This is a genomic window from Bifidobacterium goeldii (assembly GCF_003951095.1).
In the GTDB taxonomy this organism is placed as follows: domain Bacteria; phylum Actinomycetota; class Actinomycetes; order Actinomycetales; family Bifidobacteriaceae; genus Bifidobacterium; species Bifidobacterium goeldii.
The window spans coordinates 751,215-766,090 of record NZ_QXGL01000001.1 but is presented as its reverse complement, the minus strand read 5'-3'; the positions used below and the strand labels follow the sequence as shown (position 1 = coordinate 766,090).

Sequence of the window (14,876 nt, the reverse complement as noted above, 5' to 3'; positions counted from 1 at the left end):
AGCGATTGCTGGCACTTCTTAGCGTCTAAGCCGTATGCCTTTTCCCGGGCATACGGCCTTTTTGTATGCCGAAATAGGCTGTATGCCCGGAAACGGGTAAGCGAGTTCGTGTGTTTGTCGCATTGGCACGCGTTTCGACTGGCATCTATGCCCGGCAGACATGAGGGGTAGGCGTTTCTGCATTGTGGTGGTATACTTAACCATTAACAGAAATGTTTACGCAAACATTTCTGTTATACCGCAGGAAGGGCGGTATAACGCCAATTTGTCCGACAATGATGTCTTCTCTCATGGTAGCGAAATCACCTCATTGCTAGGGCAACTGGCACAGCAATGGTTCACGCGACAAAGGAGACGTGATGAAGGCATTCGGCAAGTCGCTAGCCGCAATGGTTGCGGCGGCGACCTTAGTGGGAGGAGGTAGTGTTGTCGGCACGGCATATGCAGCTGACAACACTGTCACTGTAACCCCGAATCCGTGGTACGCCAACAGTTTTGACGGTTGGGGCACCTCGCTTGCATGGTTTGCAAACGCAACCGGCAGCTATGGTGAAGAATCGTCAATTACCAAGAATCTCGGCGATGAGAAGTCTAAGAAGGCCGCAGTCGAATATGGTAAGCAACTGCGCGAGCAGTTCTACCAGTCTATTTTCGGCTCTGACGGTCTCGATTTGAACATGGCCCGCTACAACGTGGGTGGTGGCAACGCCTCCGATGTCGCGTACGGTTACCCATTCATGCGCCAAGGCGCCGCTGTGCCCGGCACGTGGAAGGACGATCCGGACGGTTCTGCTGGTGTTTACGGTGATAACGTAACCACCAAGCAAGCCGACAAGGACAAGCTCGCCGAAGCCTTCGACCCAACCGACGACAGCCAATACGACTTCAGCAAGTCAGCCGCTCAGGATTGGTGGATCACACGTGGCGCCACTGGCGACAACCCCGACATCACCGACGTCGAAGCCTTCTCTAACTCAGCCCCATGGTTCCTCACCAATAGTGGTTACGCGACCGGCGGATACAATTCCAGCGCCAACAATCTCGCCAATCCGGAGAAATTCGCGCAATACCTCGCCAAGAACGTCGAGCATCTTGAGAGCCTCGGCGTGAACGTCGACACCGTCGAGCCGTTCAACGAATCAGAAACCAGCTATTGGGGCACTCCGGGCAAGAAAGCCTCCGACTACACCGATGAGAACGACAGCAACATCAAGTCCCAAGTCCAACTCATCAACAACTACTGGGACAAGTACTACGCTGACAAAGACAAGTCCGTCACTCCATACTCCGACGCTTTGAAGAAGCCGCAGGAGGGTATGCATGTGAACAATGCCCAACAGCAGGACACCATCAAGGCCCTTGCCAAGGCGCTCGGCAGCGATTCCGACACCATCATCGCCGCCACCGACGCCACGAACTCCAGCGATTTCGTCAAGTCGTACAACGCCTATCCGCAGGAAGTCAAGGATCTCATCGATCAGTACAATGTGCACGCGTATTCGACCGGCAGCCAAATGCTGGCACGCGACATCGCGCAAGCGGACGGCAAGAAGCTGTCGATGAGCGAGGTGGATGGCTCCTGGCAAAGCGGTTCATATAACCCGTACGGCTTCGACAACGCGCTTGGCATGATGAGCTACATCAGCTCCAACGTGACCCGACTGCAATCCAAGGACTTCACATTCTGGCAGGTCGTCGAGGATCAGTACAACATGCAGATGGGTTCCAACGTCAACCCGGCCGGTGAGAACACCAATTGGGGCACCGTGCTCATCGACTTCGACTGCACCGTGGCCGGTGCCGACGGCAAGCTCTACTCCGAGCGTCGCGTCAACAACAATGGTGGCACGACCGACGGTCTGCAGCCCTGCACCGTCATCGCAAACGCGAAGTACAACGGTGTCAAGGCCATCACCCACTTCATCCATGCCGGCGACAAGATCATCGCCAATAACGATGAAAACAACACGATGACCGCCACCTCCACCGCGTCCGACGGCTCCGCGACGCAGACCATCGTGCACCGCAACACCGGCACTGCCGCGCAGACCTTCGTCATCGACCTCTCCAAGTACGGCGAGATCGCAGACAATGCTTCCGGCGAACTGTACCTGACCACCGAAACCTCAGACGAGGACAAGAACGCCGGCGTCGACGCCGCCACTCCGGAAGTATTCGCCAAGACCAGCAACGTCAAGCAAGACGCGGGCTCTGTGGTAATCGACAAGGCCGCCAAGACCGCGACCGTGACAGTTCCGGCACGTTCCATCGCATCCATCCAGCTCACCGGTGTCTCCGGAGTGGCTGAGGATGCGGGCGTCCAGTCCGGTCACACGTATCAGATCGTCGGGCAGCAGTCCGGCAAGGCCATGGCTGCGATCGCATCTGGCGATTCTGCACTCTCTCTTGCCGAGCCTGCCATCGCGGCGGACGATGCGAAGAAGCAAGTCTGGAAGTTCACGCAGGTCGAGCAGGCCGCTGATTCCGAGCGCCCTGATCTCAAGATCTATGTGATCACCAACGCCGACGGCAAAGTGCTCGTCTCCAAGGATGGTACGAACGCGCTCTCTGATGAGACGGTCGAAGCAGCGAAGTCTGATCCGGCAGCGAGGTGGATTCTCAACACCTCCGACGGTTCTACATACCAACTACTCAACACGGCCGCCAAGCGGAACCTCGATGTGGACGGACAGAAAACCGCCGTCGGTACGAAGATTGGTTTGTGGACGTCGGCCACAGGTGAGACGCCCTCCGCAAACCAGACATGGACGCTTCGCGACGTGAGTCCGACCGGCCAGCAGGCCATTGACGTGCAGACCACCGTTGGCACTGAACCTACGATGCCCAGCACCGTCACGCTCAAGTACGCGTGGGGTGAAGGCTCCGCTACCGTTTCCGGAGACTGGGATGTTTCCAAGGTTGACGTGAGCAAAGCCGGCAGCTACACGGCTACCGCAACCGTCACTGACCCCTACGGCAGCACGTTTAATGTGACCGCGACCGTTTACGTCGGTTCGTTCACCGTGATTGACCCAGTTTCCGCCACCGTACTTGCAGACGCATCCGCCGATGACGTGAAGACGGCCGTCGAATCCGCCAAGGTGTATGCGCACGCGAAGACCTCGCCCGCATTTGAAATCGACGCATCCAAGATCACTTGGGACTTCGGTGATCTCGACGCCAAGCTCGCAGGCGCATCGGCAGGCGATTCGATCGTCGTCAACGGTACGATTGCGGCCTCCGATGTCGTAGCCGCCGATGCTGGGGATACTGCCGGCAACACTACCCTTGCGGTAAAGGCCACCGTGTATCTCGCCAAGGCCACGCCGGAAAACGGTGATGATCTTGCGGCAGCCAACTGCTCCACCGCCAAGGCATCGTACACTGAAGGCTCCAACACTGTGCAGAATACCTGTGACGGTAAGGACAATACGGCATGGTCGAATTGGAAGCAGGAAGGGTCCGGTACTGATACTGATCCGTGGGTGAGTTATACGTTCGATGCCGTGCATAAACTGCATGCGCTCGATTTCGTCTCCTATGGCGAGGCCACGCCGAAGAGCTTCTCCGTGCAGTATCTCGCTGAGGATGGCAGCACGTGGGTAGACTCCGGTGTCAGCGCTGAAGTCGGTGACAACATCAACCGTGGTGATGTGACCACGGTAAACATCGATGCGCTTCCCAGCACTAAAGGTGTACGGCTTAAGCTAACTTATGCGGATAACGCCAATTACTACGCTAAGATCGCCCAAGTGCGTATCTACGAGAGTAGGCAATCGGTGACTCCGGCTGCGGATGCGACACTGGGTGACCTGCGCCTCGACGGTGCGACGATCGACGGATTCGCTGCCGACAAGACCGAGTACAAGGTGGAGCTGCCGGCTGGTACCACGGCCAACCCGGTGGTGCAGGCCTACGCTGCTGATACTGCCGCGAAGGTCACGGTGAGCGGCGACGGTGCGGACACGTCCAAGGCTGGCGGCACGGCGACCATCACGGTCACCGCGGCCGACGGTTCCGCGACGAAGACCTACACGGTCACCTTCACGGTGAAGAAGAACGACGGCGGTTCGACCGGTGGCAATACTGGTGGTTCGACTGGTGGTTCGACGACGCCTTCTGAGCCTGATAAGCCAGATCAGACCGTGAAGACGATTGATGTGTATCGTCTCTACAATCCGAATTCTGGTTTGCATCATTACACGACGAGCGCGTACGAGCGCGACGTACTGGTGGAAGCTGGTTGGAACTTTGAAGGTGTTGCGTTCAAGCAGCCGACGAAGGGTACTCCGGTCTACCGTCTCTACAATCCGAACAATGGCAACCACCACTGGACGGCGTCTAAGGCTGAGTATGACACTCGTGTTGCTGAAGGCTGGCACGGTGAGAACGTCGCCTGGTATCAAGCTGACGATGGTGATGTGACCGTGTGGCGTGCCTACAACCCACGCAACGGTGAGCACTTGTACACGACGAGTGAGTACGAGTACCAGGTGGTTACCACCCAGCAGGGTTGGCAAGCCGAGGAGGTGGCCTGGAAGACCGTGAAGTAAGAGTTATCGGCTGACTCTCGTGAGCACACGGGAGTCAGCCGATTTTCATATCAGCAATGCATCAATGGAGAAGCATATGAATCTTGTGAAGAAGATCGCTCGTCGCATCGGAGCGACAACGTCATCTCAGAAAGCGGTAGAGTCCGCTCGCTCATCGACTCAAGGGCGATTGCACGCTGTGATCGCCGCAACCGCAGCAACGGCGACAATGATATCGCTCGGATTGGCTGGCACCTCCGCTGCAGCCGCCGGTGTCGACTATCTGCCGACCATCGATCAAGTCCCCACATACAGCGCATTCCAGCCCACGACCGACCCTGGAGCGAACGCCAGCAACTACTTCCAGCCGTATTGGTATGCGAAGAACGCGAACGATAATGGTGGTACGCACATCCAGGCGCATGGCGGGCAGGTCGTCAAAGTTGGCGATGCCTACTACTGGTATGGCGAGGATCGTTCCAACGGCTATGACAACAGCCCCGGCGTTCACGCCTACATGTCTACAGACCTCTACAACTGGACCGATCTAGGTGTGGCGTTGCGCGCAGTCACCAGCAAAGCCCAACTGACCGACACCACCAATCCTGATTTTGCCTACTTCAATCAAGCCTACGGTCTGACCAAATCCGATGGCACAGTAGACACCGACAAGGCTGACGCGATCTTCCCCTACCTCAACACCAACCCAGATCAGGACGGTGACGGCAAGGTAGATTCCGTGCAGGGCATCTTCGAACGCCCGAAAATCATCTACAACAAGGCAACCAAAAAGTACGTGTTGTGGTGGCATTCGGATGGCAGCACCTCGCCCGGTGGTTCTAATTACGCTCGCGCGCTTGCAGGCGTTGCCGTGTCGGATAATCCTGCTGGCCCGTTCACGATGATCGGCGCCTACCGCCTGCCCAACCAGAACAATTGGAAACAGGCTGCTGGCAATCCTAGTTGGGGTGAGAACGGCGACAGTCGTGATATGACCGTGTTTGTTGACCCGAAGGATGATAGTGCGTACGTGCTGTACTCCTCCGAAGCCAATCAAACGCTGTATATCGCCAAGCTCAACGATGAATACACCAACGTAGTCAAAACTACGACCGTGGATCAATCCGAAGACGAGAAGCAGTATTCAGCTGATGGGCAGTATCCGTACATTCTCGCGGACGGTACCGCTGATGCTCCTGTTCGCGGCGTCGATTTCCAGATCGTCAAGCAGAACGGCTCGCTAGAAGCGCCCGCCGTGTTCCAATACGACGGCCGTTACAACATCATCGCCTCTGGCGCGACCGGCTGGTCGCCGAACAAACAGACGTACTATACGTCCGATTCGATGCTCGGCAGCTGGATTCGCGGTGTCGAAAGCGATGATGCTCACGAGAACACGTGGTACAACAGCATGCCCGAAGGCGCCGATGGTCTGCTTTCCGTGGATGATTCTCGCGGCACCACGTTCGGCTCGCAATCCGCTAGCGTGCTCGCTGTGGATCAGGCCAAAGGGCATTTCATCTATCTCGGCGACCGTTGGGATGCCGGCAAAGCCGACTCCACATACGTGTGGCTACCGCTAACCATCGGCGAAAACGGCACCATCGAAATGCACAACCCCGCACAAGAAGGGGAAACGAACGGCTGGACCTTGGACTACTGGGATAATCACGGCAGCGCCAAGGGAACGGTGATCAATTGGAAGGTGAATGACGATCTTCCTGATGCGGTTGATACCGGTGGCACCATCACGTTGCCGAGCGAAGTTGAAGTAACTGAAGGCACAGGAGCATCCGCTGTTGTTACCACTCAAAGTGTCTCTTGGAACGTTCAAGGTGGCACTGCGGTTACAGCAAAGGCGAGCACCAAGGCAAAGGCCGACACCAGCTCTAACGTGTATGAGTTCAACGTGCCCGGCACTTACACCATCACCGGAACGCTAGCCGAAGACGACAACTTTAATGCTGGTCGTACCTTCCGCCGCTCCATTACCGTCTCCTGCAACACCCCGGTAGCCAACGGTTGGAAGGAATCTCACTGGAAGGGCGGCAGCGCCTGCACAGTGGGATCCGCCAACGGCACCTACGATTTCTCCATCACCGCCAACGCTGACAAGGGCGTATGGACCGACCGTAACGAAGGCAGCACCATCTACCAGCCGGACGTGCTGGAAACTGGTGAAAGCCTGCAAACCATTGTTCAGCCCATCGATCTCGGTGGTAACGGCGATCCGCGCGCTGGACTCATCGTTCGCAACGGTCTCGCTGATGCTAACGGTGGCAAGGGTTACGCGACCCTTCTCGCCAGCCCGAGCGGCATCTATATGCAATACGATTCCAACAGCGACGGCTATATCGACAAGGAAACCACGCATGTAGGCAGCGGTTTCACCAACGGCGTGCAACTGAAGATCGAGCGTACAGCGGCCGACACGATCACCGGATACTACCGTGATGCTGAGTCAGACGAGTGGACCAAGGTTGCCGACGTGACCTTAACCGGCGCTGATGCTACCGGTCTCGATGCCGGCGTATTCGCCACCTCCAACAGCAACGTGGGGCCGTTCACCGTCTCGTTCGACGGTACGGCGTTCGCGTCGCAGACCGCAGCGATCCAGTCTATTGCGGCGGCTGGCCCCAGCAGCACTATCGTTCAGGGCGCGGATATCAATCCGGAGGATGTGACAGTCACCGCTACGCTCGTTAACGGCAAGACTCGCGTACTGGATTCCAGCGAGTACACGGTTGAAGGGTTCGATGCCACCAAGCTTGGCGAGCAGACCATTACGGTGAAGCTTGTCGCTGACAACTCGGTTACTGCGAAAGTCAAGGTGACTGTGGAAAGCAATCTGGCACGTCTCTACTGCTCTGCTGCCGCCGCTTCCAAGTATGAACCGGCGAGCAACTGGGCAGCTGCATCGCTGCCGAGTCTCACCTGCGATAACGATCCTGCCACCAACTGGTCGAACTGGGGTACCGGTGACACTGATCCGTGGCTGAGCTACACCTTCGACAAGGCGCACAAGCTTGGCGAACTCACGTTCACCGTTGACCAGGCGAAGGGCGAGGCTGCTCCAAAGAGCTTTACCGTCTCCTACCTTGGCGACGACGGTTCCACTTGGGTGGATGCCACCGACGAGCAGCTGCCGGCTGTGACAGTCGATACGACTGCCGGGGCTTCTACCACAGCTGATCTGAGCAAACTGCCTGCCACTAAGGGCGTGCGGTTGAACCTCACGTACGCGGATGGCAACGATTATGCGAAGGTTGCCGAAGTGAAGATCGCCGAACGCGAGGGAGCTGATCCTGATCCGGAACCGGATAAGGAGCTTGCTGAAGCAAAGAAGGCGTTGAACGACGAGATCGCTGCAGTAGAGGCTGAAGGGCTGAAAGAGGATTCGTACACGGCAGATTCGTGGGCCGCGTATGCGAAGGCGCTCGCGTCTGCCAAGGAAATTGCTGCGAAATCCGATGCTTCCTTGGATGAGGTAAATTCGGCGCTGAATACGCTGACGACTGCTCGCAAGGGGCTTGAGAAGAAGCCTTCGACCGGTGGCAATACTGGTGGCAATACTGGTGGTTCGACTGGTGGTGAGACGACGCCTTCTGAGCCAGATCAAACCGTGGAGACGGTGAATGTGTACCGTCTCTACAACCCGAACTCTGGCCTGCATCATTACACGACGAGCGCGTATGAGCGTGACGTGCTGGTGAAGGCTGGTTGGAACTCCGAAGGTGTTGCATTCAAGCAGCCGACGAAGGGTACGCCAGTCTACCGTCTCTACAATCCGAACAATGGCAACCACCATTGGACTGCTAGCAAGGCTGAGTATGACACTCGTGTTGCTGAAGGCTGGCACGGTGAGAACATTGCCTGGTATCAAGCCGACGATGGAGACGTGACCGTGTGGCGTGCCTACAACCCACGCAACGGTGAGCACCTGTACACGGCCAGCGAGTACGAGTACCAGGTGGTCACCACCCAGCAAGGTTGGCAGGCTGAAGAGGTCGCCTGGAAAACCGTGAAGTAGTTTCGGGTCCTTGGCTCCCTCAGTGGGGCTGAACCACACGTGGACTCGCATCGATGTGGGTGCGGTAGCCTCGGCTCCCCTTGCCAGGGGAGCTGGCACGCGAAGCGTGACTGAGGGGTAGTTACCAGAATTGATAGTTGTTACTGTCATCCTGGTGACGCTCCCTCAGTCTCGCCTACGGCGAGCCAGCTCCCTCAGCCGAGGGAGCCAAGTTACGTGGACTCGCGTTGATGTGGGTGTGGTAGCCTCGGCCCCCCCTCGGCGGAGGCGGAGCCGTGAAGCAAACAACCCGGTGGGTTGTTTGTAGGCGAAGTGAGCGGCTTTGCCGCGAAGGCTCTGCGTTAGCAGAGCTGTCAGCGTAGCTGACTGGGGGAGCGTCACCACAATTGACGCAACTGACATTCGGTATTCGGCAACACATTTTGCCAACTACCTCAAAATACGAGAGCCTCGTTATGCTGAAATCGGTGATTCTCGACTTGGAATCGCCGATTTCAGCATGTGCGCGGTAGCTTGTTCTGCATTCCTGGTGGTTAAGCAGATTCTCGTATGACGAGTTCAGTGGGCACGTAGATCACGGAATCCGGTACGGGTTCGTTGTCGATCATCGTCATCAACACGTCGGCCATCATCGTGCCGTGCTGGTCGAGATGCTGGTCGATGGTTGTGATCGGAGGTTTATTGTTCGCAGCGATCGGCGTGTTGTCGAACCCGGTCACGGCGATGTCCTCAGGCACTCGATAGGCCCGTGCCTGCAGACGTTGGATGATGTTCGCAGCAATGATATCGTTCGCGGCAGCGATGGCGTCGAGGCTGGGCAGTATAGGCTCAATTTGGCTCCAAACTGCATCGAGGTCATCTCCATTCCATGCTGCAAGGTGGAATATGCTGGGTGCTGCGATTCCTGCTTTGGAGCATGCATCACGCAGACCGTTGATTCGTTCACACGAGAAGGCGTTGTCCTGAGGGCCGGCCACGTAGGCGATATGACTTCTTCCATGATGGATGAGGTACTCGCCCATTGTTTTCATGGCTGCGCAGTTATCACTGTCAACGGCACGCATCATGTCGGCTTGGGCGTTCCAGTTGCCGGCCGTTACCACTGGGACTCCACTGTCGGCGAATATTTGCAGCAGGGGGTCGTCGTCATGATTTGGGGAGAATAGGTAGCCGTCGGCGAATCGTTCGGTGATCAGGCGTTTCAGCTGGTTGATCGAGATTTCACTGTCTACTGTCATAGACAGGATCTGGTAGCCGTGCCGGGCCAATTCGAGACCGGCGGACGCGTAGTGAGTGTTCAGTCCCGGGTCTTGCGCGACGTGCAGCAGATTGCCGTGAATGACGTAGATGACCACATTGGTATGTTGCTGTGAGAGCGCTTTCGCTATGCGGTTGGGCGTGAAGTCCAGTTCGCGCATGGCGGCTTCGATTTTCTTCGCGGTTGCCGGTGAAACGTAGGATCGTTTGTTGATGTAGCGAGAGACCGTGGTTTTGGTGACTCCGACGAGTGCGGCGACGTCAGCCATGGTTGCGCGTTTGCGCGGTTGCGGTTGGTTGTCGGTTGGAACCATATTGTTGGTCTCTCTTCATGTTGGGGGAATGTATGCGCTTGCGCTTCCGCGTTGGCGCATACTTTCACGTTATGTTATTCGTTGCTTCGGAGATAGATGCAATCTTCATGTTGAAACCGGCGCAGAACGCTCCGAAATCGTCGGTTCCGGCAAGTGGATAGCGCGGGCCTGCAACGTCGTTTGCGTGCTGTGTGTCTGGTCAAAACGCTTGATGACAAAGAGACATGGTTCCAATTATGTAACCGGTGACATATGTGTTATATTGCGATGTGTAACCGGTCACATAAATCCTGCGATATTGCAGAAAGTCGGAGCTGACAGAACTCCGGTATTGGTCGCTGATAGTGTCACGAGGATTTATGTGCGAATCCACGGGGACATGGTGTCGTCAACGATGATGCGAATTGAAGGAGGAATGAACAAGCGGGGCAAAGCGGCCTCTGCAAGCGGCGTTGTACGTGTGGCTTCGCCAGAACCAATCGTATATGCATCGGATATACAAAGGAGTATCAAGGAAATGATAGGGAAGAAACTATTGGGAGGGGCTGTCGCCGTATCAATGGCGCTCTCCGGCATGATGCTGGTGAGTTCCGCTCCCGCACTTGCGGCGGAAAACGAGCCCCAAGCCGCCACAGGCACGGCATACTATGTGGATTGTTCCGCGCAAAGCGGCGGTGACGGCACCGAATCCAGCCCCTTCAATTCGTTCGCTGCCGCCAACGCGCAGGCTGCGAAGCTGGCCGCCGGCGATCAGCTTCTGTTCAAGCGTGGCACCACCTGCACTAGCGAAGAACAAAGTATTGATGGCGCCAGCGTTAAAGCCGCATTGCGTATCGTGAATGTGCAGGGCACCGAAGCCAATCCGATCATCATCGGCGCCTACGGCGATGGTGACAGTGCTCCTGTGCTCGCCGGTGACGGAGTGTCGGAAACGGTGTTGCTACGCAATGCGCAATACGTCACCGTCGAAAATCTGGAAGTGACCAACACAGACAAAGATGCCGCTGATCAGTACAAATACATGCGCCGCGGCATCGTGGCGGAGAACGACAATGCCGGCAAACTAGGAGGCATCGTTATCCGCAATAACAACGTGCACGACATCTACGGTGAAACGCAGAAGGACCTCGGCGGCTCCGCCGGCATCCAGCTGGAAACCTACGGCCGCTCCATTCCGGTCGAGGGCGCGAAACAAACCAAGGCCGGCATTAAGACCGATGATTCCCGCAAGACGCGCTCTTGGTTTGATGACGTGCAGATCGTCGGCAATGCGATCACCAACGTGACCCGCTCCGGCATCAACATGTCCACCGATTTCCGCTGCCGTGAGGACGTGGCTTGGGATTGTGCGGTCTCCGGCTCTCTCCGCGACGATTTCTCATGGACGCCCAACCGGAACATCTATATCGCCGGTAACACGCTGAACACTATCGGTGGAGATGGCATCGTCGTGCAGATGTCCGATGGTGCCGTCGTCGAAAAGAATTATCTGAGCAACGCTGCAAGCAAGCAGATGAACGGTTCTAACGCCGGTATTTGGAACTGGAATGCGGACAATACGCTGTTCCAGTACAACGAGGTCACCAATACGCAGAAAAAGGCTGGCAACAATGACGGAACCGCATGGGACTTCGACTACGGCACTCGAGGCACTGTATTCCAGTACAACTACAGCCACGGCAATGCCGGCGGCGCCACACTCGTATGCGCCTGCACCAATTGGATGGGGACCAAGGAGAACATCGGTCTCGCCGAGGGCGGTGTGTTCCGCTACAACCTGTCCGTCAACGACGGTGTAGCGGCGAACAAGGATGCCGATGCGGTGGCGGATACCTATCGCACCATGCAGTTGTACGGTATCACCGACTGGAATTTCTACAACAACACCGTCGTACTGCCCGAAGGCAACAATGTCACGTTTGCTGGAACAACCAACAGCGATGGTGCTGGCGTAAGCTATTCCAACAATGTGATCATCGCGCAGAATGGTACGTCGATGGCCGATCAGAACGCCAAGGTCGCTGATGACACATTCCAGCTCAACTACGGGAACAACCTGTACGTAGGCGGTGATGAAGCCAAGTGGGTCAAAGTCGGAGAGAATGGCAACACGCATGTTGCGCTTAGTGATTATCTCGCTGCGACTGGCGTCGACCTTGCAGCTGTGGCCAAGGGCGATCTGAGCTCGCTGTACTCCTCCTCTGCCACCGATTATGCGGCCGGCAAGGGCCGTGCGATGGCCACGGATGATCTTCCGATTACTATCTCCAACAAGTATCTGACCAGTGCTTCCGCGCTGAAGACGCTTGACTTCCCGCAGGGCTTCGATCATGCTGCGCAGGCCTACGGTACGCAGCACGTCGTGTCCGGTTGGTCCGCTCCTGCCGTGGGTGCTTTCCAAGGTTCCGATACGACTGAAACCGGTACAATCGGTGATTTGGCTGCTGGTGCGACCAAGACGATCGACGTGCCCGGCAATGCGACGCTTGAGATCACGGCCACTACCGCCGATGATGCAGTGCTTGAGGTGAGCTTGGACAATAACCGCGGTTACGTTCAGAAGACCGCAGGCGCTGGTAAGCAGGTGCTGCATGTGCGCACGGCGTCTGATGTGTCGAAGCTGACGCTGACCAATTCCGGCAAGACCGCAGCGGTCGCTGATGTCAACGTCAAGACCGTGCATGATCAGCTGTGGGACGGCTCCTTCGAAAGCGTGTACCAGAGCGGTTCGGGCGGCAACGGTGTCTCCCCGTGGGCGTCTGCCAGCAATGATCATTCGGTGAGCCGCGATAATAACAACACTTCCCGTGTCAAGCGGTATCGTTCCGACGTCAATCAGAAGAATGCAGTTGTTTCCGGCGAACGCGCGGCCAAACTCGGCAAGCTCGACGGCGTGAACTTCACGCAGATCGATCAGCGCAACATTCCGGCGCAGCCTGGCAAGACTTACGAGCTGGGCTTCTGGATTACCACCGGTGCGAGCACGGATGATGCGTCTACCGTTACTGCCACGGTCAACTCTCGCAAAGAGGGTTCTGGTGCAGGTGGCAACTTCGGCCAATACAAGGATCAGCTGCTGGCCAAGTCCGTCGATGCTGCAACCGCAAAGGGCGGCGACAAGGTGTACGTGTCCGGTACGTTTACTGTTCCGTGGGATGCTGCTGCAGACAGTGCTCTGTGGGTCAATATCGCACAGAACGATCTTGCTGACGGCTCATTCGCCTACGTTGACAACGTAACACTGGTTGAAGTTGAGGCTCCGTCCACTGATATCGCATCCATCGCCGTGGCTCAGCAGCCGGCCAAGACGGTGTACTCTACCGGCGAGGAACTGGATGCTGATGGCTTGGAGATCACCGCGACTCTGACCGACGGCACCACGCGTGTGCTCAGCGCGTCCGAATACACGCTGCTTGGCTTCGACTCATCAAAGGATGGCGTGATTTCGGTCACGGTCAAGCTCAACGCAGATGGTTCCAAGACTGCGGAATTCCGCGTACGAGTGAAGAACGTGGTCAACTTGGCGAACAAGTTCTGCTCGACCGCTGAGGCTTCTGATGTGCAGACCAAGTGGGGCACTTCGAAGGCGTCGTACACCTGCGACAACGATCTGTCGACCAACTGGTCGAACTGGAAAGACAAGGATGAGGATGCGGCAGCGAATCCGTCGTGGTTGAACTGGACCTTCGACCAGAAGTATCAGTTAAGCAAGCTCGAGTTCTACCTTGATCAGACCAAGGCCGAAGCTGCGCCATCTGAATTCAAGGTGCAGTATCTTGACGAGAACGATAAGGATTGGGTGGACGCCGACATCGTCGGCAAGCCGGATGCGGCTAACTATAAGACCCCGACGATCGTGGATCTCAGTGGTTTACCTGCTACTAAGGCCATTCAACTGGTCCTTACGCCAGCCAACTACGGTACTGATAGCCCGTTCTCCAAGGTCGCTGAAGTGAAGATCTTCCAAGCGGAAGAGGAATCCGAAGCGCTGAAGAACCTGAACGCTGAGATCAAGAAGGTCGAGGCTGAGAATTTGCAGGAATCGGAGTACACCGCGGATTCGTGGGCTGCATACTCGTCCGCATTGGCTTCGGCTAAGAAGATCGCAACTGATGATTTTTCTGTTGACGATGATTTCACTGCAGCGCTGAATACGCTGACGACGGCTCGCAAGGGGCTTGAGAAGAAGCCTTCGACCGGTGGCAATACGGGTGGTAACACTGGTGGTTCGACTGGTGGTGAGACGACGCCTTCTGAGCCTGATAAGCCAGATCAGACCGTGAAGACGATTGATGTGTATCGTCTCTACAATCCGAATTCTGGTTTGCATCATTACACGACGAGCGCGTACGAGCGCGACGTGCTGGTGAAGGCCGGCTGGAACTTCGAAGGCGTTGCGTTTAAGCAGCCGACGAAGGGTACTCCGGTCTATCGTCTCTACAATCCGAACAATGGCAACCACCATTGGACGGCGTCTAAGGCTGAGTATGACACTCGTGTTGCTGAAGGCTGGCACGGCGAGAACATTGCCTGGTATCAGGCTGCTGATGGTGATGTGACCGTGTGGCGTGCGTACAATCCGAACAATGGTGAGCACTTGTACACGACGAGCGAGTACGAGTACCAAGTGGTTACCACTCAGCAGGGTTGGCAGGCTGAGAACATCGCCTGGAAGACCGTGAAGTAAGGTTTTCATTCTCGGTCACATTAAGAAATCCCGGGCATACGGCTGTATTACGTGGT

4 protein-coding genes are annotated in these 14,876 nt (G+C 56.6%); 3 read left to right on the top strand and 1 reads right to left on the bottom strand.

Annotated features, from left to right (window positions below; all coding sequences use genetic code 11):
* Positions 1-359: 359 nt before the first annotated feature.
* Together D2E25_RS03280 and D2E25_RS03275 are read left to right on the top strand one after the other, a co-directional pair.
* A complete protein-coding gene (locus D2E25_RS03280) occupies positions 360-4,553 on the top strand; it encodes an Ig-like domain-containing protein (protein ID WP_125979909.1) in 4,194 nt (1,397 codons plus the stop codon).
* 208 nt (positions 4,554-4,761) lie between these two features.
* Positions 4,762-8,562: a bacterial Ig-like domain-containing protein gene (locus D2E25_RS03275; RefSeq protein ID WP_241216992.1), complete on the top strand. Its 3,801-nt coding sequence runs from the start codon at positions 4,762-4,764 to the stop codon at positions 8,560-8,562.
* Positions 8,563-9,095: 533 nt separating this feature from the next.
* Here the strand turns inward: D2E25_RS03275 and D2E25_RS03270 are convergent.
* A complete protein-coding gene (locus tag D2E25_RS03270) occupies positions 9,096-10,088 on the bottom strand; it encodes a LacI family DNA-binding transcriptional regulator (RefSeq protein ID WP_164514685.1) in 993 nt (330 codons plus the stop codon).
* A gap of 562 nt (positions 10,089-10,650) precedes the next feature.
* Here D2E25_RS03270 and D2E25_RS03265 point away from each other — a divergent pair.
* Positions 10,651-14,820, top strand: coding sequence for a bacterial Ig-like domain-containing protein (locus D2E25_RS03265; protein WP_164514684.1), 4,170 nt, complete (start codon positions 10,651-10,653; stop codon positions 14,818-14,820).
* Positions 14,821-14,876: the final 56 nt, after the last annotated feature.

Excerpts from the sequence above, each read along its gene's own strand:
- D2E25_RS03270 (WP_164514685.1), bottom strand. The coding sequence starts at position 10,088 with ATGGCTGACGTCGCCGCACTCGTCGGAGTCACCAAAACCACGGTCTCT.
- D2E25_RS03265 (WP_164514684.1), top strand. The coding sequence starts at position 10,651 with ATGATAGGGAAGAAACTATTGGGAGGGGCTGTCGCCGTATCAATGGCG.
- D2E25_RS03280 (WP_125979909.1), top strand. The coding sequence starts at position 360 with ATGAAGGCATTCGGCAAGTCGCTAGCCGCAATGGTTGCGGCGGCGACC.
- D2E25_RS03275 (WP_241216992.1), top strand. The coding sequence starts at position 4,762 with ATGATATCGCTCGGATTGGCTGGCACCTCCGCTGCAGCCGCCGGTGTC.